We start from the raw sequence: 23,912 nt of genomic DNA, 5'->3' as shown, positions 1-23,912 counted from the left end.
GTCATTTTCGATGCTGTACGTTAAATGTAGACAATCTCCCATCCAGATATTGTCACATTCTGTAGAAAACCGTATGAAACTAAAAAACAATCAATTCGTCATAGGTATAAAGTTGCTTTTTTCACTGTATAGATTACGGGGATAGGAAGGAAGACTGTGCACAAAAGAAAAAGGACAAAACCATGTGGTCTTGTCCTTTTTTACATCAGCCGCGTTTGTTACGGTTTCTTAAAAATGTAGGAATGTCGAGGGCATCATCCGCCGGCTGTGATGTATGGCGGTTCACCGTGTTTTGATGCTGTGTTTCTTCTCGTTTCGGCTCACGTTTCGCAGCGTTTTGGCTTTGAGACTTCAATCCTTGGTTTAAAGTCGGTCGCTGCGGTTTTGAGTCATCTTTTTCCTGTTCGATAAAACCGGTCGCAATAACGGTGACGACGATTTCATCTTTCAGATTTTCATTGATAACTGAACCGAAAATCATGTTGACATCAGGGTCAGATGCAGAAGCGACGATGTCGGCTGCTTCCTGCACTTCGTAGAGGCTCAGGTTTGTACCTCCCGTAATGTTCATCAAAACACCTTGCGCTCCGTCGATTGCCGCTTCCAGTAACGGACTGGAGATCGCCTTTTTGGCGGCTTCAGCAGCACGGCTTTCGCCCGTAGCGATCCCGATACCCATCAATGCTGAACCTTTGTTGGACATGATGGTTTTGACATCGGCAAAGTCCAAGTTGATTAAACCAGGCGTTGCGATGAGGTCAGAGATACCTTGCACCCCTTGGCGAAGCACGTTATCAGCTTCACGGAATGCTTCAAGCATCGGTGTGTTTTTATCGACAATTTCAAGAATGCGGTCATTCGGAATAACGATCAGTGTGTCAACGGCTTCTTTCATTGCCGTGATACCGCCTGCAGCCTGCAGCTGGCGTTTTCTTCCTTCAAATGTAAACGGTCTTGTTACGACACCGACAGTCAAAGCGCCTAAGTCCTTTGCGATTTGCGCGATAACCGGTGCGGCTCCCGTTCCGGTACCGCCTCCCATTCCAGCTGTAACGAACACCATATCAGCGCCTTTTAGCGCTTCTTCGATTTGTTCCTTACTTTCTTCAGCGGCTTTTTTGCCGACTTCCGGATTCGCTCCCGCTCCGAGACCGCGGGTCAGCTTTTCCCCGATCTGCATTTTCACTTCCGCTTTTGACAGGTTAAGAGCTTGCGCGTCCGTGTTTACCGCAATGTACTCTACACCCTGCACTTCATTTTCAATCATTCGGTTGACCGCGTTATTACCGCCGCCTCCTACTCCGATTACTTTAATTGATGCTAAGCCGTCTATGTTTGTTTCGAAATCCAACATGCTAAATCCTCCTAATCTGCCGAATGACTATCAATCTATTCCCAAAACATGCTTAATAGTTTTTTCATTTTGCTCGGTTTGTTGTGTTCGGCTTGTGTTTTTTGTTTTGCTTTTGGACGCTGCTGCGCCTCTGGCCGCTGATGATGTTCTTCTTCGTGAGAGACCGCGATTTCCTGCACGGCTTCTTCCGGCATATGAAAGCCTATTTTTCTTCCCTGAATTCTGGCATTTCGGCAGGCAAATTGTATCAAGCCGACACCCGTCATATACTGAGGGTCTCTTACACCGATATAATTCGGGCTTGCGACCCTTACATTGTGCCTCAGCACTTCCTGTGCCAATGAAAGCACTCCGGGCATTGCGGCCTGTCCGCCGGTCAGCACAAAGCCGCCGGGCAGATCTGTAATTCCCATATGCTCAATTTCGGATGCGGCAATCTCAAGAATCTCTTCCACTCTTGCTTCAATAATATTGGCAATTTCCTGCTGTGTAAAAGATTGCTTTTGATTCGTTCCTATGACGGTGACTTCAAATACTTCATCTTCTGAAGCCTCATCGTAGAATGCATGTCCGAATTGTTTTTTTACTCTTTCAGCCTCTTCGGTGGAAGTGCGCAATCCGATCGATACATCTTTCGTGATGTTTTCGCCTCCGAGCGGAATGACGGCTGTCTCCTTCAGGTGCCCCTGTTCAAATACCGCCACCGTCGTCGAGCCGCCGCCGATATCAATCATGGCGACTCCGAGGTTTTTTTCGTCTTTTGACAAAGCCGCCGAACCGGCCGCAAGCGGCTGCAGGCAGATATCAGTAATTTCAACGCCCGCTCTCTCCACACAGCGAAGTAAATTATGTAAGATCGTTTTGGAGCCGGTAATCAGCGTGCCTTCTACTTCCAGGCGCACGCCGAGCATTTTTTTCGGATCGGTAATTTCGTCTCTTCCGTCAACGATAAACTGTTTAGGAACGACGTCAACGATCAGCTGCTCATGCGGAACTGACACGACCTGTGCCGCTTCCATTACCCTGCGGACGTCTTCAACGTGAATTTCTTTGTTTTCACTGGAAACAGCGACAACGCCGTTCGTATCTTGAATATGAATATAATTTCCATTAACGCCGACAATGGCTTTTTTCAGCGGAAAACCTACCATTCTTTCAGCTTGGTCAAACGCTTTTCTTATAGAATGAACGGTTTCATCTATATCAACGATTGAGCCTTTTTTCAACCCTTCAGACGGTACATTTCCCACTCCGATAATGTTAAGGGAATCATCTGTCATTTCTCCGACGATCACTTTTGTATTGGACGTACCGATGTCAAGACTGACGTAAAGTTCATTGTTGTTCATTCTATGGCACCTCCTCACATTTCGATCAAATTCTATTCTATTATTTGCGGAACAACAATACAATGAATGTGGCTTTACAAGTGTGTAACAAAAACAACAGCATCAACAAATTCTTGACTGATTTCTCACAATTTATGTTTAATGAAACTATTCGTTATATTCTATGTATATCCTCTTTTATATCGCATTTTTTTTATTTTTTTTAGAGACGGCCCACCTTACCGTAAGATTTCTTGTCACGGTGTCATACTGTGCAATCCAGATGCAAATATATCCGCTTTCCCTTAGTCTACACTAAGATGAACCTCCAGAAAAGCTATAGATATTGCCAGAAACATCCGAAAAAAGAAGAAACAGGAGGAAAATTCCAAATGTAATGCTCACTGCAGAAGACACGCCCATTGCATTGAGAATTTTCCGCTTGTCCGGCAGCCATATCCCGGGCAAAAACAAACATAGTCATAATGATTCCGCTATCGGTTATATCGGCTGCCCCGCTGATTGTAATAGATTCTTTTGAACCGCCTTTAAATTAGTTCTTTAGAACTATTAATCATTTTCTTTTTTCTTGCCGGATTTACCTTTGTTAAATTCTTCAAAATACGTAGCGACTTCTAAGTGGATAATCCCCTTTTTCCCGCCATCCAGCTGGGAAACGATAGAAGGATAGGTCTTCATCCGGCCGGCAAACGTTTTAATAGAAGCGGTAACTACATACCCGTCGTTCATATACAGCTTGATCCGGTCCTGATCCATTTTTACCGGTGTATAATAGATTTCAGAAATCGACTGCTTAAGCGAACCGGAAAGCTTATCAAGCTGCTCCGCCATTTTGACCCGCTTTTTCGCGTTTGTCCAGTCAACCAAAATCGGGCCCGCGTCATCCGGCGTGACTTCGTTCGGCAGCACAGTGCCGTTTTCGAGCACTTCATAATACACATCATGTCGCTGCAGATACGCGATCGTCTTGTATTCTTCAATGTGAATGCTGACTTTGTTAGGAAATACTTTTGAAAGTTCCGCCTTTTTCACCAGCTTATTCTGCTCAATCTTTTCTTCTGTTTGTTTCTTGTTCAGACTCCAGAACTCGGTTTGTCCGTTATGTATATCAGAAAGCGCGTTGATCTCTTTTACAGACACGTTTTCGTTTCCGGAAACGGTGACAGAAGACACTTTGCTGATCGGCATCTGCAAGTACACGATAATCAGCACCATCATAAAAAAGAGCACAATGAATGAAATCAGCCGGCGGTTTGCTTTTTGTTTCCGCTGCTCTTTGATTTTCGGAATCCGCTCTTCAATATTTACGATTTTTTCTCTTTCATGATTTGGGTTCACTGCCTGTCCACCTCACTAAGAATGAAACAGCTTGACATTCGTCTGATTGAAAAACAAACGGCATGCTCTGATGCCGTTTGACATTTGTTAAAAGTATATCACATGAGCTCATGTAATCAGAGAACCTTTTAACGATTCCCTCCGATGATTTCAACTTCTGTATGCATGTCAACATCATACTGCTCACGGATTGTCTTTTTCACATATTCAATCAGGTCGAGAACGTCCTTGGCAGTCGCTCCGCCGGCATTGACGATAAAATTCCCGTGCATTTCGGACACTTTCGCTCCGCCGATCTGATGTCCTTTTAATCCCGCTTTTTCAACGAGGTTTCCAGCATGATTCGGCAGCGGATTTCTGAATATGCTTCCGGCGCATGGGCTCGAATACGGCTGCGTATTTTTTCTGTAATCTTTGTTCTGCTGCATTTGCGCCGTAATGGCTTCCCGTTCCTTTTGCTCAAGCTGAAGAACTGCCTCGAGACAGACACCGGGGCGTTTTTTCTGTAAAACAGACGTTCTGTAGCTGAAATCCATCTCTTCGTTCGTCAGCCATTCGATTGTGCCGTCTTCAAATAAGATACGGGCTTTCACAAGAATCTCACTCATATCAGATCCGTGCGCCCCGGCATTCATATAGACGGCTCCGCCGATTGATCCGGGAATGCCCGCTGCAAATTCGAGACCGGACATTCCTTTTTTACTCATGGAAGTCGCAAGCCGGACGACCGAATAGCCGCCTCCGACCGTCACCTGATCACCGTCAATCTCCAAATGATCCAGACCCGCGCCCAGTTTGATGACAACTCCTCTTATGCCTTCATCAAGCACGAGCAGATTTGAACCGCGGCCGATAACCGTCCATGGCAGATCATGTTTTTTCACAATATCCATAATATCTTTGACCGCTTCCACACGGTTGGGGATGATCAAAATGTCCGCCGGACCGCCGATTTTCATCGTTGTATGGTTCGCGAGCGGTTCTTGTTCCAGTACTTTGCCGACTTCGCGGTCTCTTAATTCCTGAATTACGTTCTCCATCATAAACCTCCGCATTCCATTTGCTCTATTTTTTTATGTCTTCCATGATACTGTACAGTCTGGCTGCCGCATCCGGAACACCGAGTGATTTTGTCCGCTCACTCATGTCTTTTAAGGTTTCTTCATTCATGACGATTTTGTCCAGCGCAGCGATCAGTTTTTCTCCGCTGAGCTCGGTTTCCTTCAGTACGATTGCAGCGTCATGCTGGCTGAGCGCCTTCGCATTGACTTCCTGGTGATTGGCTGTCACATACGGGCTCGGAATAAGCACGCTCGGAATGCCGAGAGCGGTGATCTCCGCAATCGTCGTCGCTCCGGCTCTGGCCACAATGACATCAATTGATTGTAAGTACTCCGGCATTTGGTGCAAAAACGGTTTTGTCACCATATTATCAGCGGCTTTTCCGCCTTTCAGCTCAGCCGTTACCTTCTCGTAATGCACTTCCCCGGTAATATAAAGCACTTGGTAAGGTCTCGTTTTCAATTCTTCCTGCATATCTATAACGGCAAGGTTAATGGGAGCCGCGCCTCTGCTTCCGCCGAAAATGAGCACCGTTTTTTGATTGTCTTTCAGCCCGAACTCAGTTAATGAGCGGCCTGTCTTAATTGAGACGACTTCAGAGGCTCTCGGGTTTCCCGTAAACACAACTTTTTCAGCAGGAAAATGCGATTTTGCCTCTTCAAAGCAAATTGCCACCTTATTAACATATTTCGAGAGAAACTTATTTGTGATGCCGGGCAGGCTGTTTTGCTCATGAATGATCGTCGGAATTCCCATTTTTGCTGCGGCGTATACGACCGGACCGCATACATAGCCGCCTGTACCGATAACGGCATCCGGTTTAAACTCTTTTAAATATGATTTGCTTTTCGTCACGCCTTTTAAGAAACGCATGACGGTTTTTACATTTTCAAAAGAAAGTTTTCGTTTGAAACCTGTAATTTCAATGGCGCGAAACGGAATATTTTCCCGTTCAACAATTTTTTTCTCAAGACCGTTCTCTGTTCCGATATACAAAAATTCCACATCCGGATGCCGGCGCTGAACTTCTTTAATAAAGGCCAGGGCCGGATAAATATGTCCTCCGGTTCCGCCTCCGCTTACTGCAATACGCATTCGTATGTCCCCCTTAATCACATAGCGATAACCCTGTTTTTTAGGACAGGGTTATTGATGTTGTCTGTTTTTTTATAGATAACGAATAAATCATGAGTGATGAGGCAAGATACAGATCAATACCTCGAGTACCGGCTGACATTTAAAAGCACGCCGACCGCTGCGAGCATCAGCGTCAGTGATGAGCCTCCGTAGCTTAAAAACGGCAGCGTAATTCCTGTTACCGGGATCAGCCCCGTCACAACGCCGATATTAATCATGACTTGAATAGCTATCATAGAAATAATACCGATGGCGACAAAACTTCCGTATAAATCCGGCGCGCCGAGGGCAATCCTGACGCCCCGCCATAATAAAATACTGAACAGCAGCAATATGAGCGAACCGCCGATAAAGCCGAGTTCCTCAGATAAAATAGCAAAAATGAAATCGGTTTGCGGCTCCGGCAGGTAAAAAAACTTTTGCCGGCTTTGACCCAGCCCCATTCCGAAAAGTCCGCCCGGACCTACGGCATAGAGCGACTGAATGATCTGAAATCCGCTTCCAAGCGGATCCTCCCACGGGTTTAAGTAAGAGGTAATCCGTTTAATCCGATAAGGAGCAGACAGAACTAGTGCCGCAAATCCGCTTAAACCGATGAGTCCGAGAAACGCAAAATGAGCGATTCGCGCACCGGAAACAAAAATCATCACGATGCACGTGCCCACCATTACCGTCCCCGTTCCCAGATCCGGCTGGCACATAATAATAATAAATGCAGAAAACACGATTCCGAGCGCGGGAACGAATCCGCGTCTGAATGACGTAATATTCTTCTGTTTTTCAGAAAGAAATTTAGCCAGAAACGCAATCATCGCGAGTTTCATAAACTCCGAAGGCTGAATGCTGAACGCTCCCACTCCGATCCAGCTTCTTGAACCGTTCCGCACCATTCCGACTCCCGGAATCAGCACAAGCACAAGCAGAAAAAAACAAATGATCAGAAGCAGCTTCGACCATGTGCGCCATGTCCAATAATCCACATTCATAATGAAAAACATGGCAATGACGCCGATCCCCGCAAACAGCAGCTGCCGTTTCGCGAAGAAAAACGAGTCGTCAAATTTATAATCCGCCCATACCGCACTTGCACTGTAGACCATAATTAATCCTATTGTTAAAAGCAATAACGTAATGATAACTAATAACAAATCAGGCGCTGTTTTTTTAGTAGTCAAAGCAATCGACACCCCAAGCATAAGTCATTTAGGGCTGCCGATGAACAGAGACAAGCCCTTACTTAAGCATATGCACGGCATCTATAAACATGTCACCGCGTTCTTCAAATGTTTTGAACTGATCCCAGCTTGCACACGCGGGTGACAAGAGGATGACGTCTCCTTCATTTGAGAGCGCAAACGCCGCAGATACTGCTTGTTCAACATTATCGACACGTTTGACATGTTGTATTCCCAGCTCATTGCCCAGTTTTTCTATCTTCGGCGCTGTCTGTCCGAACGTCAGGACCGCTTTGACATTGTCCATATACGGTTTCAGGTCGTCAAAACCGTTGCCGCGGTCCAGTCCGCCTGCAAGCAGAATAACCGGAGCTTTGAACGCAGAGAGCGCTTTGCTTGTGGCCAAAATATTCGTCGCTTTGCTGTCATTATAAAATTTACGATTCTGGATCGCTGTTACATACTGCAGACGGTGTTTGACACCGGTAAAGCTTGTCAGCACCTTCTGAATCGCTTTATTAGATGCGCCCGCCGTTTTGGCCGCGGCTACAGCGGCTAAAATATTTTCTAAATTGTGCGCGCCCGGCAGTACGATGTCATCAACAGGCAGAATCGCTTCATCGCCGAACATCAGCATTCCGTCTTTAATGAATGCGCCGCTTGACAGTTCCTGGTGAACTGAAAACGGAACGGTGCCGGCTTTTCCGCTTTCGGCAAGCCGCACGACTGTTTCATCGCTTTGATTCACGATGGCCGTATCACTCTCAAGCTGATGAAGATACACGTTCTGCTTGGCTTTTTCATAGTTTTCACGGCTGTGATGGTAATCCAAATGAGCGTCGAACACATTTAAAATCAGGCCGATTTCAGGTCTGAACGCATGAGTCCCCATAAGCTGGAACGAAGAAAGCTCTGTGACGATCCATTCATCACCGTCAGCATGATAAGCCACTTCACTAGCGACAGTGCCGATATTCCCTGCGATCAGCGTCTTTATCGAATCAGCTTTCAGCATTTCATAAATCAGGGTCGTCGTTGTTGTTTTCCCGTTTGAACCTGTAATGCCGATGAATTTTGCATTGGTGATATAATACGCAAGCTCGATTTCCGTCCAGACCGGGATGCCTCTTCTTTGCGCTTCCTCCACCATGATATTTTCATACGGGATTCCGGGATTTTTGATCAGAATGGTAATGTGATGCTGATCAAAAAGTGACGTCGGATGCTCACCGCAGATGACTTCAATTCCTCTTTCTGAAAGCCTCTGGGCAGGTTCGTTCTCTTCAAAGGCTTTTTGATCATTCACGACGACGTTAACGCCTTTTTCATGAAGAATCGACGCAGCCGCATATCCGCTTTTCGCCAGTCCGAGGACCAGAAAGTTTTGTTTTTGCAAAAAAAGTTCGTTTTCCACTTATAACCACACCTCGATGTAAATTCCTAAAACGGCAAGCAGCAGTCCCGCAGTCCAGAATGTGACGACAACTCTCCATTCAGACCATCCGACCAATTCGTAATGGTGGTGAAGCGGACTCATCTTAAAGATTCGTTTTCCTGTCGTTTTAAAGCTGATGACTTGTAAGATAACAGATAAGGTCTCAATAACAAATACTCCGCCGATAATGACGAGCAGAATTTCAAGCTTCGTCAAAATGGCAACGGTCACGATCGCTCCTCCGAGCGCAAGCGAACCGGTATCCCCCATAAATACCTTGGCGGGATGGGCGTTGAATACAAGAAAACCGAGAACGGCGCCGACAACGGCAACCGAGAAAATCGCAACGTCATATTGTGACTGGTTCCACGCAAGGATGGCGAAAGCGCCGAATGCGATAGCCGCGGTACCGGACAAGAGACCGTCCAGACCGTCTGTCAGGTTGACGGCATTTGAACCTCCGACAAGCATAAAGAGAACGAGGATAAAGTATCCCCAGCCGAGATCGATTGACAGATGTGTGCCCGGCACCCTGATGCCGGTTGAAAAATGGCAATAATGATATACTCCGTAAAATACTATGGCAATAATGATCTGGCCGATCAATTTCTGCTTCGACGTTAATCCGAGATTCCGTTTCATTACTACTTTAATATAGTCATCCAGAAAGCCGAGCAGGCCGTATCCGATCGTGACAAACAGCAGAAGAAACATTTCCGCGCTCAGATGCGAAAATTTCTGCGTCATGACAATCGCCGTAATGGCGATGGATACAATAATCATGACCCCGCCCATCGTCGGCGTCCCTGATTTTTTCATATGTGATTTCGGCCCCTCTTCCCTGATACTTTGGCCGAATTTTAAACGTCTTAAAAACGGGATAAGAATCGGAGATATCAGAACACTGATTAAAAATCCCATTATTATTGTAAATAAAATCACTTGCTCAAGCATTGCTCTTTTCTCCTCCCGTTTCGTTCAAACGACATACGTATTTATCATATTCACATTGTGTCCCCGTAATTCTTTTCATTTCCCTCATACTAACACTCTTTCCTGTTTTACTTTTTATTCAGCTCAACAATAGCTCTTCCCGCTACTTCGGCGTCATCAAAGTCGAATGTTTCATTGCCGATCTGCTGATAGGTTTCATGCCCTTTCCCGGCAATCAGAACCACATCTCCCTTTTTCGCGTTGGCAATGGCAAAAAAGATAGCCTGCTCGCGGTTTGCGATACTGTGATAGTAGGTGCCTTCTACCCCTCTTTCCATATCTCTTAATATGGCCAGCGGGTCCTCGCTTCTCGGGTTATCTGAAGTGAAAATCGGTTCGTCGGCAATCCGTACCGCAATTTCCGCCATTTTCGGGCGTTTCGTTTTGTCCCGGTCTCCGCCGCATCCGACGACGACGAAAAGCTTGCCCTCTGTCATGTCTTTGCATGTATTCAGAACGTTTTCCAGACTGTCAGGCGTGTGTGCGTAATCGACGACCACAGGAAACGGCTGATTGTGATTCACCAGTTCAAACCGGCCTCTGACACCTTGCAGCTCTTCAAGAGCGCTTGTGATCGTATCAAACGGCAGACCCGCTGCGATCGCTGTCGCCGCTGCAGCCAGTACGTTATACACGTTGAAGCGGCCGACGAGTGAAACCGTGATCTGCTTTGTTCCTTTTGGCGTAACGAGTTCAAAGCTTGTGCCTTGCGCAGAGATCTCGATTTGTTTCGCCATGACATCGGCATCGTTCTCGATTCCGTATGTAAGGATGTGCGCCGCCGTCACTTTTTCAAAATAAGCACTGGCTTTGTCATCTGCGTTTAAAACGGCCCGCTTCGGCTTTTCATGGTTAAAGGAGCCGCCCAGCTGGGAAAACAGGAGGCTTTTAGCCTGTCTGTAGTCTTCCATCGTCTTGTGATAGTCTAAATGGTCCTGCGTCAGGTTCGTGAATACGGCGATATCATAATCGCAGCCGTGAACCCTGCCGAGTGACAGAGCGTGAGAAGACACTTCCATAATAGCTGTGTCAACATGCTCATCATTCATTTTCTTGAACGTTTTTTGCAGTGTGACGCTTTCGGGCGTTGTATTTTTGACCGGGAATGTCTCATCCCCGATTTTAATGTACATCGTTCCGATTAAACCGGTCTGTCTTCCCGCTTTTTTGAAAATCTCATCAACCATGTGCGTCGTTGATGTTTTGCCGTTTGTTCCGGTGATGCCGATAAGCTGAAGCTGCTTTGTCGGCTGCCCGTAAAACGCGTCAGAAAGAACGCTGAGCGCCCGCTGTGACCGGCGGACGATAATGACAGGAACATCGACGTCAAGCTCTTTCTCGGCAACGATGGCCGCCGCGCCGTTTTCTGCGGCTTTTTGGGCGAAATCATGTCCGTCTACCGTATACCCTTTTATACACACAAAAAGACTCCCTTTTCTCACTTCCCTGGAGTCCATCTCAATTGAAGTTATGTCAGGGTCATGAAAGTCATTTTGAACAGGTTCGGCCATTAAATATGTAAGCAGCTTTGTAAGTTTCATTGTATCAAACCTCTCAGAAATTCTATTCATTCTTTTATCATGATAACCGTTTATAAAAGTCAGAATGGCTTTTAAACATACAGTTCATATTTTAGCGTAAATAAAAGGATACATCCAGTTAATCTTAAAAGTTATCTTCTTTTTTTCTCTTTATGATAAGAGGCAGCCGAAAACAATCGGCTGCCTCAAAAAGACTCATTCTTCACTCAAGTAAACACGGATCTTTGAGCCTTCTTTTACTTTCGTTCCGGCTGCAGGTGATTGTTTCACAATTTTGCTTCCTTTTCCTGAGGAGTCAATATTCAAATTGACAAGCAGCGACTCAAGATCAGAGACAGACATCCCTACAACATTCGGAACCTCTATTGTTTTTGTGTCGTTCCATTGATATTTTTTCTCGATTTGATTTTTTCGCGGTTTCACGCCGAGCTCAGGCAGACTGTCTCTCATCATATTTCCGACAATCGGCGCGGCGACGGTTCCCCCGAATTGAATCGTGCCTTTCGGATTATCAACCGCGACATACACGACAAGGCTCGGGTCATCAGCCGGCGCAAAACCGATAAAAGAGACGATATGGTTGTTTTCGAGATATTTGCCGTCTTTGACCTTTTGTGCGGTACCTGTTTTTCCGCCGACGCGATATCCTTCCACAAAGGCATTCCGCCCCGTTCCCTGAGCGACGACGCTTTCTAAAGCATATCTGATCTGCTTTGACGTTTCCTGGGAAATAACTTGCCTTTTCGCAATCGGCGATTGTTTCTTAACAGTTTTTTTCGTAACGGGATCAACCCACTCTTTGGCGATAAACGGAGTATAAAGCGTTCCGCCGTTTATTGCTGCGGAAACGGCTGCCACCTGCTGAATCGGCGTGACGGAAACCCCTTGTCCGAAAGCGGTTGTCGCCTGTTCGACCGGGCCGACTCTGTCAAGCGGGAATAAGATCCCCGTTCCTTCCCCTTGCAGATCAATGCCTGTTTTCTTTCCAAAGCCGAAGTCCTTAATATATTGAAACAGCTTTTGTTTTCCGAGCCGTTCCCCGAGCTGTACAAACCCGGGGTTGCAGGAATTTTGAACAACTTCAAGATAAGATTGCGAACCGTGGCCGCCCTTTTTCCAGCATCGGAGGCGGGCGCCGTCGACCTCGGCAAATCCTTTGTCATAAAAGTGGTCTCTTTGCAAGTTTACTTTTTGCTCTTGGAGCGCCGCCGCAAGCGTAATAATCTTAAAGGTCGAACCCGGTTCATATGTGCTCCATACCGGCAGGTTCCGGTTGTATACGGACGGATCCACCGATTGATAGTCAGCCGGATCAAAATCAGGACGGCTTGACATACCGAGCACTTCCCCGTTTTTCGGATTCATTGCGACCGCAATCATTCCGTCCGGGTTATATTTCGCCGCTGCATTGTCGAGCTCCCTTTCTATAATCGTCTGAACCTTGGCGTCAATCGTCAATTTCATATCAAGTCCGTCTTTCGGAGGGGTGTAATCATCCGCTTCATCAGGCATTTTCTTCCCCTTGGCATCCGTATAAAATTTCACGGATCCCTTGACACCTTTTAAGTCATCATCATAATAAGCCTCCAATCCGAGAAGGCCCTGGTTATCAATACCGGCAAAACCGAGAACATGGGACAAAAAGCTTCCGTACGGATAATGGCGGATGCTGTCTTCAGCCACATAAACCCCTTTTAAGTCGAGCGCTTTGATTTCTTTCGCTTTTTTATTAGAAATTTTCCGCCCCTCGGGTGAGATTTTTTCTATGGAGGTTTTCTTAGTAATGTGTTTGTAGACCTTCTCTTCCGACATATTTAAAACTGACGCGAGAAGTTTGCCCGTTTTTATGGGATTTTGGATCTGGCGCGGTACGACAAAGACGGTCGGCGCGCTTTTATTAGTAGCCAGCTTCACGCCGTTTCGGTCAAGGATCTCTCCCCGCTCAGGCTCAAACGGCAAATTCCGGCTCCAGGAATCCTTAGCCAGTGAAGTCAGATTTTCTCCCATCACAAATTGGACATAGCCTAATCTGCTGTCAATAATCAAAAAAATGATTACGCCAAAAAGCAAAACCAGTAATAAACGTTTTCGAACCGTTACATTTGAAACGCGCAAGGGACCGTCCACTCCTTATTTAGGCTTGTTTCAATTTATGCCTCAGCTTGGACACATAGAACGGCGGCGCATAAAAAAGAAGCCCGCGGGCATCCGCGGACTTCTCTGTCCCGTTAATCAGGATTTTTAAATTTCACCTTGATCACGGTATTTTCTCTCAGTTCTTTGCCTTTTTTCACACTTTGGCTTGAAGCGTAACCTTCACCGCTCACATCAATGTGAATGCCTGATACTTTGCTGAATTGAAGCACTTCCCGTCTCGACCATCCGGACATATCCGGCATCGTCATCTTTCCGTCTGTTTTTAAGAAGATTTTCTGATTGGTGATCACATCTTCTCCGGCTGTCGGGTACTGCTCTTTTACGGCAACATCGCTGCCGATGACAATCGGTGTGAGATGTTCACTTTTTGCTTCCTTCTCAGCGCTCTTGACCGTCTTATCTGTCAGGTCAGGCATTTTTTGGCTTTTCGTTTCTTCCTGACCGGAATCTGTTTTTTCCGTCGGTTCGATATTCATGTAGTGGAGGCTGTTTTTCATCGTCGGGTTAAAGATTTCCGCGACGGGATCAGAGCTGCTTTGCCCCGCTTTTAATTGCGGCTGCTGCACGGCTACATAGATGACGAGCTTAGGGTCATTTTTCGGCGCCATGCCCATGAATGAAAACACATAGTTGCTCGTTCCCTTTAAATATCCGCCCGTCCCGGCGATTTGTGCGGTTCCCGTTTTACCCGCGACGTCAAATCCTTCAATTTTATAAGGTTTTCCCGTTCCGATGTCTGACGTCACGACTTCTCCGAGCAGATTCCGGACTTTTTTCGCCGTATCGGCTGAAATCGGCGTGCCTACTTGCTCTGGTTTTGTCTGCTTGACGACTTTTTTCGTATCGGGGTCGACAATATGATCAATGACGTAAGGTTTCATCATTTTGCCGTTATTGGCAATCGCCGTGACCGCCTGCAGCTGCTGGATCGGCGTTATCGCCGATGCTTGGCCGTAAGCCGTAGACGCTTTGTCAAAATCATATTTGTAGTTAATTTTACTTGATACTTCACCGGGCAGATCAACCCCTGTTTTTTGATAGAGCCCGAATTTGTGCAGGTACTCATTAAACCGGTCAAACCCCAGTTTTTCGTTGGCCAGTTTGGCAAAAGCAACATTTGAAGACCTCATAAGGCCGTCATGGAAGCTTGTCATGCCCCAGCCGGCGCCGTCGTTCCAATCTTTAACAGGTCCGCCTCCCACTTTATATGTTCCTGATTTATATTTCTCGTTTGCAGAAAACACATTTTCCTGAATCGCCGCGGCAAGCGTAAAGATCTTCATCGTCGATCCCGGTTCATATGCGTACGACACTAAGTCGTTGTAATAATTGGTGACGTTTCTGATGTTCGGGTCAAAACTCGGACGCTGCCCCATCGCAAGCACTTTGCCTGTTTTCGGTTCTACGACAGCCGCCATAATTTTTTTCGGTTTATATTTTTCCGCTACTTTCGTCATGCTGTCTTCTAAAAAGGTTTGAATTTTCTGATCAATGGTTAAATATACATTGTCACCGTTTTTAGGTGCGGTGATTTTTTCGTTGCTGTTCGGAAGTTTCCAGCCGGATTTATCACTTTCGTAAGTGACGGATCCGTCGCGTTCCGTCAGATAGTTGTTCAGTATTTTTTCAAGCCCTAAAGAGCCTTGTATCTCGTTTGTTTTTTCATTCACATCGGCATAGCCGAGAACATTTGACAAAAATATGCCGTTCGGATAGTAACGCTTCGTATCTCTTAAGAAAGAAATACCCGGAAGATTCATTTTTTCGATCTTTTGTTTTTTCGCATAAGAGATATCGCGGCCGGCTGAACCGAATTCCACCTGCTTCGCGCCATCCCTGTTTAAGATGTCCAGAATCTTGCTTTTATCAAGATTAATAACGGTCGCCAGTTTTTCCGCCGTTTTCTCTTTGTCTTTGACATGCTGAGGATGCTTCGGATCACTCGTCATTTTTTTATCAAGCACGGCAATGAGCTTATATGTCGCCGTGTCCTCTGCAAGCACTTTGCCGTTCCGGTCAAGAATAGAGCCGCGGCTCGCTTCTATCGTCCGCTTTTTTTCGTGCTGCTCGGTCGCTTTTGTTGCAAGTTCTACACCGTTTGCTTTACCGGTTAATTGAATGTACGCCATTCTCCCGAGAATGACAAAGAAAAAGAGAGCGAAACAAATACTGAGTATCGCTGCTCCTCTGTTCATAAACTTATTTTTTTTCGGCATGGGTTATCATTCCTGTATGTTTTTCACTTTTTTATCTTTCAGATTCAAACCGTGCTTTTTAGCGATATCCATCAGGCGCTGCGGCTGGCTTAAGTCAGCAGCCGTCTTTTCGAGATCACCGATCTGCTTATTCTTCTCAGATACTTTCTCCTCCAGTTTTTGCACCTCAATATTGGATTGGTACGCCGCGTATGCCTTTGATACGATAAACATTGATGTGGAGAGAACGGCAATGGCAAACAGGACGAGCAGCACCTTTTCCCCGAGTGTAATGGAAGCCCTCTTTTTGACAATCACCTTTTTTTCGGGACTTATCACTGGCCGTTGTTGTTTTTCCTGCTGGTAAGCTAAGTTGCTCATAGGCTGATGACCTCCTTTAATGTTGTCATTTGCTGCCCGTTATTTTCGTTTCTCCGCAATGCGGAGCTTCGCTGACCGGGCGCGGTTATTTTCTTCAAGCTCCTCTTTTGATGCCGTAATGGGCTTTCTCGTAATCAGTTTTAATTCCGGTTCAAATTCTTCCGGTATCACGGGAAGACCCGGAGGCAGTTCGGGAAGTGATGATTTTTCCTTGAATGTCGTCTTGCACATTCTGTCTTCCAGCGAGTGAAAAGTGATCACAGACACCCTTCCGCCCGGCTTCAGCACCTCTATCGCTTGCAAGAGGGCCTCTTCAAATACTTGAAGCTCGTCGTTTACGGCGATTCGAATGGCTTGGAAAACACGTTTGGCCGGATGACCTCCGCTTCTTCTCGCCGGAGCCGGTATCGCGTCCTTTATTAGATCGACCAGTTGGCCGGTTGTTTGAATAGGCGATTTTTCTCTTGCCTCTTCAATTTTTCGGGCGATCTGCTTGCTGAATTTTTCTTCTCCGTATCTAAAGAAAATCCTCACAAGGTCCTCATACCGCCATTCATTTACGACTTCTTTCGCCGTAAGGGCGGCCGACTGGTCCATCCTCATGTCCAGCGGTGCGTCATGATGATAGCTGAATCCCCGTTCCGGTGTATCAAGCTGCGGAGAGGATACTCCTAAATCAAATAAAATTCCGTCAACACTCGTAATGCCGTGTTCATGTAAACACTCTTTTAAATAACGAAAGTTGCTTTTCACCAGAATAAGCTGTCCTTTGTATTCGGACAATGTTTTCTTTGCGTTTTCAAGTGCTGTGTCATCTTGGTCAAAGGCGATCAAGCGTCCTTTTTCCGATAATTGCTGCAATAAATATGTACTGTGCCCGGCGCCGCCAAGGGTGCAGTCCACATAGGTTCCGTCCGGTTTGATATTTAAACCGTCGACGGTTTCACGAAGAAGTACTGTCTTATGCTGAAACATTTGTGTCGGTCCCACCTTTATAAGGAATGAATTGAATTGTCAGTTGTTGTTGTGATGCACGAAGATCCATTATATATCAAATCCAATCATGTTTTCAGCAATTTCAGCGAATGAATCTTCTTGCTCTTCTGTGTATTGTTCCCATATTACCTTACTCCACAATTCAATTCGATTGGAAACCCCGATGACAACACATTCTTTTTCCAGTTTTGCGTAGTTCAGAAGAGATGACGCAATATTAACCCTTCCCTGCTTGTCCAGTTCGCATTCGGTCGCACCGGAAAAAAAGAATCGGGTAAATGCGCGGGCGTCTTTTTTGGTGAGCGGCAGAGCCTTCAGCTTTTCTTCAATCAGCTTCCATTCATTCATCGGATAGCCGAAAAGGCATTGGTCCAGTCCTCTGGTCAGCACAAACTGCTCACCGAGGCCTTCTCTGAATTTTGCGGGTACGATCATGCGGCCCTTTGCATCAACAGTATGCCGGTATTCACCCATAAACATGATAAGGACCCCCACTTTCTCCCCTAAACTCACCACTATCCGCCACTTCTCTCCACAACCTCATTTTACACTGTTTACACATAAAAAAAAACCCTGAACTATTCAGGGTTCTTTAAAACTTTATTTCAAAGTTTGACAATCTGATGTTGGTTTTGAAAAGAAAATGGCAGATGTTTGAAGGTTGTGAAGAATTTTGGACCGTAGCGGTTCAGATAATACATCACATTCCAAATCCGTTCCTGCGGAGCGCCGAGCGGTCTGATGCTGTTTTGGATTCTTTCATAGTCACGCAGCACAAAGCCTTCTTTTTCTTCAATTCTTTTCGTTACCGTCCGTTCTAAAAACAAGAGCTGATCTTGAATGAAGGCGGCATTCTTCTGTAAGAGCGGCTCAAGGCTTGAATCGACTTTCAGCGCTTCGTCCCTTGCGCGTTTATGGACAGCTTCAATCTGCGACTTCGCCTGTTCCATTACAGAAGAAAACTCTTTTGGAATCTGCTCTTCAAAATAAGTGTCTTTCAGGTGTCCGGTGCCGTGTTCGATCGCTTCCTGAAGCGGGATATTCCGTTCTGAAAGCTTCTTTTCAATATGGCGCTCAAGAATCGTAATGTTCAGTCTCGGCACTACCGGCGTCATGCGAAAGCCCATTAATGAGAAAGCCTGCTTCAGCTCACCCCAATAATTGATCTCCCCCGGCCCCGCGATAAACGCCAGAGTCGGAATGAGAAACTCCTGCATAAGCGGCCTTGTCACAACGTTATTGCTGAAACATTCCGGTTTTTCTTCCATATGGGTATGAAGCTCGTCGTTCGTCCACTTCAGGTCAAGCTCCTTAATGACAAAAACGCCGTTTTCTTTTTCAATTAAGAAACGCTCTCCCTCGTGTTCGTAAAACAGATTGGCCTGATCTTTGTCCGATTCAATAATCGGGTGATAACCGGCTTCCCGCATAAGACTCTGCTGGTCTGACACGGCTTTGGCAAGCTCATGATTGTGTTTTAAAATCTGCTGAAACATACCCGTTTCCAGCTTTTTAATCCCCGGATCTCCCGAATTCATCAGAATAAGGCCTTCTTCTTGAAACAAGTCGGCGATCAACAGCTCAAAAAAGTCCGTGAATGTCTCTGATGAGCGTAAACATCGCTTCACGTTCTGAAGGAGTGTGTTTGTGTGATCCGTTTCCTCAAAAGCAGCGAACACTTCATCAATCCAAGCCTCGCATTTTTCCTGATCAAGCTCGGTTTTAGCCGCCGATGTTTTTTTCCAGTACGACTGCGGCAGTTTCTGTTTCACCGGACCTTTATTCTCTGCTGACGTATGCACAAAATTGATTTCTTCCAGATCGTGATCTTCACCCGCCACCCAGAAAATCGGAACAACAGGAATCTGTAACGCCTCTTCCTGCTGTCTGGCAAGTACGATAATGGAGATAATTTTATGTATGGTGTAAAGAGGCCCCGTTAAAAGACCGGCCTGCTGGCCGCCTACAACCGCTGCGCTTTTTGGATCTCTCAGTTTTTCGATGGAGGCCTGCATGGCGGCGGAGTGAAATTTTTCGTGATAGGAGGATAAATAATCCGCTAATTCTTCTCTGGCAAACGGCCGCGAAGACAAGTCATGAAGCCGCTTTTGCCATACGTCCTCTGAATGAATATCATAATCAAAAAATGAAGACATGTTTTCTCCATCTATATAGTGCTGCACAAACTTATTTTGACTTTTGATGGAAAGTTCAGTTAGCTGCATCTGTCTGGAACTTCCTTTCTCCAATAAATAGTTAGGTTTCCGAAATGAGTATAGCATGTTACCGGAAAACCTCAAAAGACTTTGTTTCAGTTTCTTTCTAACGCTTTTATGCTGCGGTGTAAAAACGTGAGATGAACGGCCGGCAATCCGCGGCTTTCCGCTTCTTTTACAAGGTAGCCGATAATCGCATCGGCCTCTGTCCGCCTGCCTGCCATGATATCGACGAGCATGGAAGAATGATTTTTTTCCGTCAGTCTGCAAACTTCGCAAACCTTGTTCCACGCTTTTTCCCTATCGGCGAGGCCAAGTATTGTCTCCGCTTCTTCAAACACGTTTCTCATATATTTTTTGTAAGCGTCATTTGTTACCAGCTCTCCGTTTTTCACGCGCAGCAATGCAGTTAACGGGTTAATGCATACATTTATGATCAGTTTTCCCGTTAATAGCCGATACCAGTCGTTTTCATCATATACGGGAAAATCCCGGTGCATGCCGGAAAAGATGCTTTTGAGCGTTTCCGGCCGGGAAGCGCTGAATACACTCCACCTTACGGCTCCCGCTCCCGTATGTTCAACGGCATGATCTGAAATCTTTTTTGCTCCGTGCTCAACAGTGCCGGCATAAAGCGAATGATCCGTATGCCAATCTTTAATGTCGTGTATGTGTCCCATGCCGTTTTGCAAAAACAGCACATTCGTCCCTTTTATCATCTCAAGATCCCGCAACACAGCACTTAGCTGGTGCTGTTTAACGGCTGCGATTAAGAGGTCGAATCCGGAAGTGATGCCTGTTTGCGCTCTGCATGCCGCCGTACATTCTATTCCGTCTTTCAAAAGCCGTATACCGCCTGAGTTAATCGCATCAGCCTGCTCCGTCCGCCGCGTAATGACCGTTACCTGTTGGCGGGACGATAAGTAGTAAGCACATAAAAGACCTACCGCTCCGCCGCCGATAATTCCGATTTTCACACTGTCACACCCTATATCTGCATTTTTCCATATTATCATAGCAGAAGCCGCCGCAAATTACTTCAATTTCGTTTTGAGCAAAAAGACTGGCAAGCATATTATAGTTGGAATTTTCAATTAAAGCGTTTACAATAATGGTAGAACACAACAAAGGGGGAGTTTGTGTTGAAAATAGAGCGACTGCTCATCAACTTTAAGACACTCGAAGAATTTAAAAGGTTTAAGGAATACGGGATGCAGGAGCTGTCGATGCTTGAAGATCTTCAGGATAATATCATTGAAAATGACAGCACCTCGCCTTTTTACGGGATTTACTTCGGGGATAAACTAGTGGCGAGAATGAGTTTATATCAGGTAAACGGAGGCGCGAATCCGTATTTTGATCAGCGTCAGGACTTTTTGGAACTTTGGAAGCTTGAGGTTCTTCCGGGCTATCAAAACAACGGATACGGAAAAGCGCTTGTTGATTTTGCAAAATCCTTCAGAATGCCGATCAGGACAAATTCACGCATGAAATCTGCAGATTTCTGGGATAAGATGAATTTTGAGCCCGTTAAATATGATATGGCGCGTGATAAAGGAGAAAATCCTTATATCTGGCATCCCGATATGGACGGTGAAATGACATCCGGAGAAACGGCATAATAAAAAACCGGCCGGGCGCCGCCCCCAGGCCGGTTCATTTTACAGGCTCTGCGCCGATTTTCTGTCGTCTTCTTTTGAATTGACCATCCTTCTCGCTCTGTCCATAATGTCAATTAGCGCTTTATAATCTTCTTCCGTCATCTCCAGCTTGTTTCTCAAGCTTTCATTTTCCTCACGCAGATCCTCGACTTCTTTTTGCAGCGCGGTCAGCTGTTCTGTGAGTTTTTCTTTTTCATGACGCACATCCGCTGCGGCCGGCGACTCTTTAAATTGCTGCAGAAACAAAATGACATCATCAATGGACAGCTCTTTTTCTCCTTCCGCCCTGCGGATCGGAGGCTGTTTGACGGTTCCCGGCAGATTGGCGGAATGCACCCCGATCTGCTTTCTTAATTCCTTCCGCTGTTTTTTCGCCAGTTCTATCCCTGACTGATATTGTTTTCTGACATAAGAATTCCATCTGAACCCGCAGGCGGCAGCCGTTCTCGTCAGCGCTCTGCCGACTTCTTCAAAAGCGGAAAGCTGGGTCCCGCCTTCCCGAATATGCCTGAGCACCACTTCGGCCAGCAGCAAATCTTCATCTTGCGTCCACGCGTCTTGTCTCGTTATCGTCAATCGTATCTCCCTCCATATTTGCTCATTTACTTCATACATATGCCGCTGATAGATTAGATAGACTACTGGGGCTCACAATTTTTTCGGCGGAAGCAGGCGGGAGGGACAAAAAAAAGAAAAGCGCAGGAACCGAGATTCCCGCGCTTTTCTTCATACATTAATTGCTTTTAACATTTATGTCTTTGCCGTTGTATGATCCGCATGCTTTACATACACGGTGAGACAATTTCATCTCTCCGCATGACGGGCATTCTGTCATACCAGGTACATTTAGTTTGAAATGTGTACGGCGCAATCTTTTTTTCATTTTAGAAGTTCTTCTAAAAGGTACAGCCATTATTCCCACCTCCTTAAAGAGTTAAGATTCATCATCTTGTGTTAAGAGCTTTTTCAGATCTGCAAGTCTGGGGTCGATTTGATTTTTCTTGTCTTCCTCAGAAATCACTTGCCAATCCTTCCCCACTTGGGGAGCGGCTCCTTCTTTTTGTTCAGTTTCACAAAAGACTTGCATAGGAATTTCTAAAAGAATCTCTTCTTTTATGATCGGAGTTAAGTCGACGATATCGTCTTCAGCAATATGAACGTCCTCATCTTCTATATCATCCGACTTATGAAATCTAAACAGTTCTTTTGTCGCGATTGTAAATGGATACGGCACATCAACTAAAGTTCTTGAGCACGGCAAAACCATTTCGCCTGAAATCGTAAAGTCAAACGAAACTTGCTTGGATTCAATCTCCGCACGGCCCTTCACCCGGACAGGAGAAATGCGGCGGATGTCAGAATTCAATTTTGTCAGCTCATTTAACTCAACTGTTTCATCAAATTCAAAGCTCTTTTTCGCCATTTGATGAAGCTGATAAATCGTCCATTTCATTTGTATCACCTCAGGAAAGCAACAAACATGATTATAGCTTTTCAGAATGTTTTTGTCAATATTTTTTCTTTACAGCATAATGCCGCCGTCATGCAATCGTTGACAGCCGGATAGGCTATGCATACACTAAACGAAACGGACTAAAATATGCACTTCATTTGCAAATGTACCACACGAAGCAAAACATAGCAAGAAAGGCGGGACAAATATGAAAGCAGTCGGCCTGGTTGTTGAATATAATCCCTTTCATAACGGACACCGCTATCATGCGGAACAAGCAAAAATCAAAACGGACAGCAGCGTCGCGGCGGCGGTGATGAGCGGCCCTTTTTTGCAGCGTGGGGAACCGGCCGCCGTCTCAAAGTGGGCCCGGACAAAAATGGCGCTGGAAAACGGCGTGGATATCGTCATTGAGCTCCCTTATATATATGCCGTACAAAAAGCGGAATTATTCGCGCGCGGCAGCGTTTCGCTTCTTCATCATTTAGGATGCAGCAGCTTGTTTTTCGGCAGCGAAAACGGGCGGATCGAAGCCTTTATTGAAGCGTCTGAAGCGTTCAGCCGAAAGGAAGATGACTGCAGCCTGATTCTGAAAGAGGAGCTGAAAAAGGGTCTCAGCTATCCGGCTGCCGCCTCAAAAGCTTTTTCACACATATTCAAAGGGCGGGACATGCTCGATTTGTCCAAGCCGAACAATATTCTCGGTTTTCACTACGTTAGAGCGATACACACCTCCGGTTCCGCTATGAAGCCTTATACGACAGCCAGAATCGCTTCCCAGTATCATGACGCCGAGCTTCCCGGAGATAACAGCCGGATAGCCAGCGCAACAAGCATCCGGAAAGCGCTGATAGAAAAAGGAACGGCGGCCGCAAGGAGCTTTCTCCCGGAAGCGTCTGCGCGTGAGCTGGAGGCATACAGAAATTCATACGGAATATGGCACAGCACGGAAGACTATTTTTCATATGTAAAATACAGCCTCAGCACTCTTTCCGCTGAAGAATTGAGCCGAATCTATGAAGTGGAAGAAGGCCTTGAGCACAGAATTCTGCGCACCATCAGACAAGCCCGATCCTATCGCGAAATGATGGAACGATTGAAAACAAAACGATACACGTGGACGAGGCTGCAGCGGATGAACACGCACATTCTGACACGGACGAAAAAGGAAGACATACATCGGCTCTTACAGCCTTCAAGCGCTCCTTATATCCGTCTTCTCGGAATGACGAAAAAAGGACAGGCGTACCTGTCAGCAAAGAAAAAAGAGCTTACCGCACCTCTCGTCAGCAAGCTCTCTTCTTTCTCTCATCCCGCTCTGGATCTGGACATACTGGCGGGACGGGTTTACAGCCTGCCGATAAACGAACCTGAACGCACATTGTTTGAGAAACAGGAATTTTCACAAGCGCCGATCCGCTATGATGAAGACGAAAAGCGTTTTTTGAATGCGTAAAAAAAGCACCTGT

At 46.0% G+C, this 23,912-nt stretch carries 21 protein-coding genes; 2 read left to right on the top strand and 19 right to left on the bottom strand.

Annotation, left to right across the window (positions count from 1 at the left end; all coding sequences use genetic code 11):
- Positions 1-205: 205 nt before the first annotated feature.
- The 16 genes from ftsZ to MY7_RS06465 form a co-directional block, all read right to left on the bottom strand.
- Entirely contained in the window at positions 206-1,354 is a 1,149-nt protein-coding gene (gene ftsZ, locus MY7_RS06540; protein WP_003154424.1) for a cell division protein FtsZ, read from the bottom strand.
- A gap of 35 nt (positions 1,355-1,389) precedes the next feature.
- Positions 1,390-2,703 carry a cell division protein FtsA gene (gene ftsA / locus MY7_RS06535; RefSeq protein WP_007611286.1) on the bottom strand — a complete coding sequence of 438 codons (1,314 nt, stop codon included), beginning with the start codon at positions 2,701-2,703 and terminating at the stop codon, positions 1,390-1,392.
- 549 nt (positions 2,704-3,252) lie between these two features.
- Entirely contained in the window at positions 3,253-4,041 is a 789-nt protein-coding gene (locus MY7_RS06530) for a cell division protein FtsQ/DivIB (RefSeq protein ID WP_007409710.1), read from the bottom strand.
- Between the two features lie 128 nt (positions 4,042-4,169).
- Complete coding sequence (murB, locus tag MY7_RS06525; RefSeq protein WP_015388267.1) at positions 4,170-5,081, bottom strand: UDP-N-acetylmuramate dehydrogenase; 912 nt, start codon at positions 5,079-5,081, stop codon at positions 4,170-4,172.
- A 25-nt stretch (positions 5,082-5,106) separates the two neighbouring features.
- A complete protein-coding gene (gene murG / locus MY7_RS06520) occupies positions 5,107-6,198 on the bottom strand; it encodes an undecaprenyldiphospho-muramoylpentapeptide beta-N-acetylglucosaminyltransferase (RefSeq protein WP_007611282.1) in 1,092 nt (363 codons plus the stop codon).
- Between the two features lie 116 nt (positions 6,199-6,314).
- The gene (spoVE, locus tag MY7_RS06515) at positions 6,315-7,415 is read right to left on the bottom strand and encodes a stage V sporulation protein E (RefSeq protein WP_003154430.1); all 1,101 of its coding nucleotides are present in this window, start codon (positions 7,413-7,415) and stop codon (positions 6,315-6,317) included.
- Between the two features lie 58 nt (positions 7,416-7,473).
- Positions 7,474-8,829, bottom strand: coding sequence for a UDP-N-acetylmuramoyl-L-alanine--D-glutamate ligase (gene murD, locus MY7_RS06510; protein ID WP_007611280.1), 1,356 nt, complete (start codon positions 8,827-8,829; stop codon positions 7,474-7,476).
- Entirely contained in the window at positions 8,830-9,804 is a 975-nt protein-coding gene (gene mraY / locus MY7_RS06505) for a phospho-N-acetylmuramoyl-pentapeptide-transferase (protein ID WP_007409707.1), read from the bottom strand.
- A gap of 107 nt (positions 9,805-9,911) precedes the next feature.
- Positions 9,912-11,384, bottom strand: a complete 1,473-nt coding sequence (locus MY7_RS06500; RefSeq protein WP_003154436.1) for a UDP-N-acetylmuramoyl-L-alanyl-D-glutamate--2,6-diaminopimelate ligase — start codon at positions 11,382-11,384, stop codon at positions 9,912-9,914.
- Positions 11,385-11,579: 195 nt separating this feature from the next.
- Complete coding sequence (locus tag MY7_RS06495) at positions 11,580-13,499, bottom strand: stage V sporulation protein D (RefSeq protein ID WP_007611278.1); 1,920 nt, start codon at positions 13,497-13,499, stop codon at positions 11,580-11,582.
- A gap of 113 nt (positions 13,500-13,612) precedes the next feature.
- Entirely contained in the window at positions 13,613-15,757 is a 2,145-nt protein-coding gene (gene pbpB, locus MY7_RS06490; RefSeq protein WP_007611277.1) for a penicillin-binding protein 2B, read from the bottom strand.
- Between the two features lie 6 nt (positions 15,758-15,763).
- Positions 15,764-16,117 (bottom strand): cell division protein FtsL, encoded by a 354-nt coding sequence (gene ftsL, locus MY7_RS06485; protein ID WP_003154442.1) that lies wholly within the window; start codon positions 16,115-16,117, stop codon positions 15,764-15,766.
- Positions 16,118-16,156: 39 nt separating this feature from the next.
- Positions 16,157-17,092: a 16S rRNA (cytosine(1402)-N(4))-methyltransferase RsmH gene (rsmH, locus tag MY7_RS06480; protein ID WP_007611275.1), complete on the bottom strand. Its 936-nt coding sequence runs from the start codon at positions 17,090-17,092 to the stop codon at positions 16,157-16,159.
- Positions 17,093-17,161: 69 nt separating this feature from the next.
- Positions 17,162-17,593: a division/cell wall cluster transcriptional repressor MraZ gene (gene mraZ, locus MY7_RS06475; protein ID WP_007409703.1), complete on the bottom strand. Its 432-nt coding sequence runs from the start codon at positions 17,591-17,593 to the stop codon at positions 17,162-17,164.
- Positions 17,594-17,718: 125 nt separating this feature from the next.
- Complete coding sequence (gene bshC / locus MY7_RS06470; RefSeq protein ID WP_029325897.1) at positions 17,719-19,338, bottom strand: bacillithiol biosynthesis cysteine-adding enzyme BshC; 1,620 nt, start codon at positions 19,336-19,338, stop codon at positions 17,719-17,721.
- Between the two features lie 86 nt (positions 19,339-19,424).
- Positions 19,425-20,306, bottom strand: a complete 882-nt coding sequence (locus MY7_RS06465) for a 2-dehydropantoate 2-reductase (protein ID WP_029325896.1) — start codon at positions 20,304-20,306, stop codon at positions 19,425-19,427.
- 162 nt (positions 20,307-20,468) lie between these two features.
- On the opposite strand from MY7_RS06465, the gene MY7_RS06460 reads away from it, so the two are divergent.
- Positions 20,469-20,951 carry an N-acetyltransferase gene (locus tag MY7_RS06460; RefSeq protein ID WP_007611262.1) on the top strand — a complete coding sequence of 161 codons (483 nt, stop codon included), beginning with the start codon at positions 20,469-20,471 and terminating at the stop codon, positions 20,949-20,951.
- A 39-nt stretch (positions 20,952-20,990) separates the two neighbouring features.
- Here the strand turns inward: MY7_RS06460 and gerR are convergent, their stop codons facing one another.
- From gerR to MY7_RS06450, 3 genes are all read right to left on the bottom strand, one after another.
- Positions 20,991-21,566 (bottom strand): sporulation-specific transcriptional regulator GerR, encoded by a 576-nt coding sequence (gerR, locus tag MY7_RS06455; RefSeq protein WP_003154450.1) that lies wholly within the window; start codon positions 21,564-21,566, stop codon positions 20,991-20,993.
- 157 nt (positions 21,567-21,723) lie between these two features.
- Positions 21,724-21,903 carry a 50S ribosomal protein L32 gene (gene rpmF / locus MY7_RS19125; protein ID WP_003154457.1) on the bottom strand — a complete coding sequence of 60 codons (180 nt, stop codon included), beginning with the start codon at positions 21,901-21,903 and terminating at the stop codon, positions 21,724-21,726.
- Positions 21,904-21,924: 21 nt separating this feature from the next.
- Positions 21,925-22,443 carry a YceD family protein gene (locus MY7_RS06450; RefSeq protein WP_007611260.1) on the bottom strand — a complete coding sequence of 173 codons (519 nt, stop codon included), beginning with the start codon at positions 22,441-22,443 and terminating at the stop codon, positions 21,925-21,927.
- Positions 22,444-22,651: 208 nt separating this feature from the next.
- Between MY7_RS06450 and MY7_RS06445 the strand changes: the two genes are divergently transcribed.
- Positions 22,652-23,899 carry a nucleotidyltransferase gene (locus MY7_RS06445; RefSeq protein ID WP_007611256.1) on the top strand — a complete coding sequence of 416 codons (1,248 nt, stop codon included), beginning with the start codon at positions 22,652-22,654 and terminating at the stop codon, positions 23,897-23,899.
- The last annotated feature ends 13 nt before the right edge of the window (positions 23,900-23,912 follow it).

The organism is Bacillus sp. 5B6 (genome assembly GCF_000259405.1).
In the GTDB taxonomy this organism is placed as follows: domain Bacteria; phylum Bacillota; class Bacilli; order Bacillales; family Bacillaceae; genus Bacillus; species Bacillus velezensis.
Note: the sequence above shows the minus strand (reverse complement) of the source record. Positions and strands in the feature narration are given on the sequence as shown.

Bases quoted from the DNA above. Each gene is read 5' to 3' on its own strand.
- ftsZ (WP_003154424.1), bottom strand. From the start codon at position 1,354: ATGTTGGATTTCGAAACAAACATAGACGGCTTAGCATCAATTAAAGTA.
- ftsA (WP_007611286.1), bottom strand. From the start codon at position 2,703: ATGAACAACAATGAACTTTACGTCAGTCTTGACATCGGTACGTCCAAT.
- murB (WP_015388267.1), bottom strand. From the start codon at position 5,081: ATGGAGAACGTAATTCAGGAATTAAGAGACCGCGAAGTCGGCAAAGTA.
- murG (WP_007611282.1), bottom strand. From the start codon at position 6,198: ATGCGTATTGCAGTAAGCGGAGGCGGAACCGGAGGACATATTTATCCG.
- mraY (WP_007409707.1), bottom strand. From the start codon at position 9,804: ATGCTTGAGCAAGTGATTTTATTTACAATAATAATGGGATTTTTAATC.
- MY7_RS06500 (WP_003154436.1), bottom strand. From the start codon at position 11,384: ATGAAACTTACAAAGCTGCTTACATATTTAATGGCCGAACCTGTTCAA.
- pbpB (WP_007611277.1), bottom strand. From the start codon at position 15,757: ATGCCGAAAAAAAATAAGTTTATGAACAGAGGAGCAGCGATACTCAGT.
- ftsL (WP_003154442.1), bottom strand. From the start codon at position 16,117: ATGAGCAACTTAGCTTACCAGCAGGAAAAACAACAACGGCCAGTGATA.
- rsmH (WP_007611275.1), bottom strand. From the start codon at position 17,092: ATGTTTCAGCATAAGACAGTACTTCTTCGTGAAACCGTCGACGGTTTA.
- mraZ (WP_007409703.1), bottom strand. From the start codon at position 17,593: ATGTTTATGGGTGAATACCGGCATACTGTTGATGCAAAGGGCCGCATG.
- bshC (WP_029325897.1), bottom strand. From the start codon at position 19,338: ATGCAGCTAACTGAACTTTCCATCAAAAGTCAAAATAAGTTTGTGCAG.
- rpmF (WP_003154457.1), bottom strand. From the start codon at position 21,903: ATGGCTGTACCTTTTAGAAGAACTTCTAAAATGAAAAAAAGATTGCGC.
- MY7_RS06450 (WP_007611260.1), bottom strand. From the start codon at position 22,443: ATGAAATGGACGATTTATCAGCTTCATCAAATGGCGAAAAAGAGCTTT.
- MY7_RS06445 (WP_007611256.1), top strand. From the start codon at position 22,652: ATGAAAGCAGTCGGCCTGGTTGTTGAATATAATCCCTTTCATAACGGA.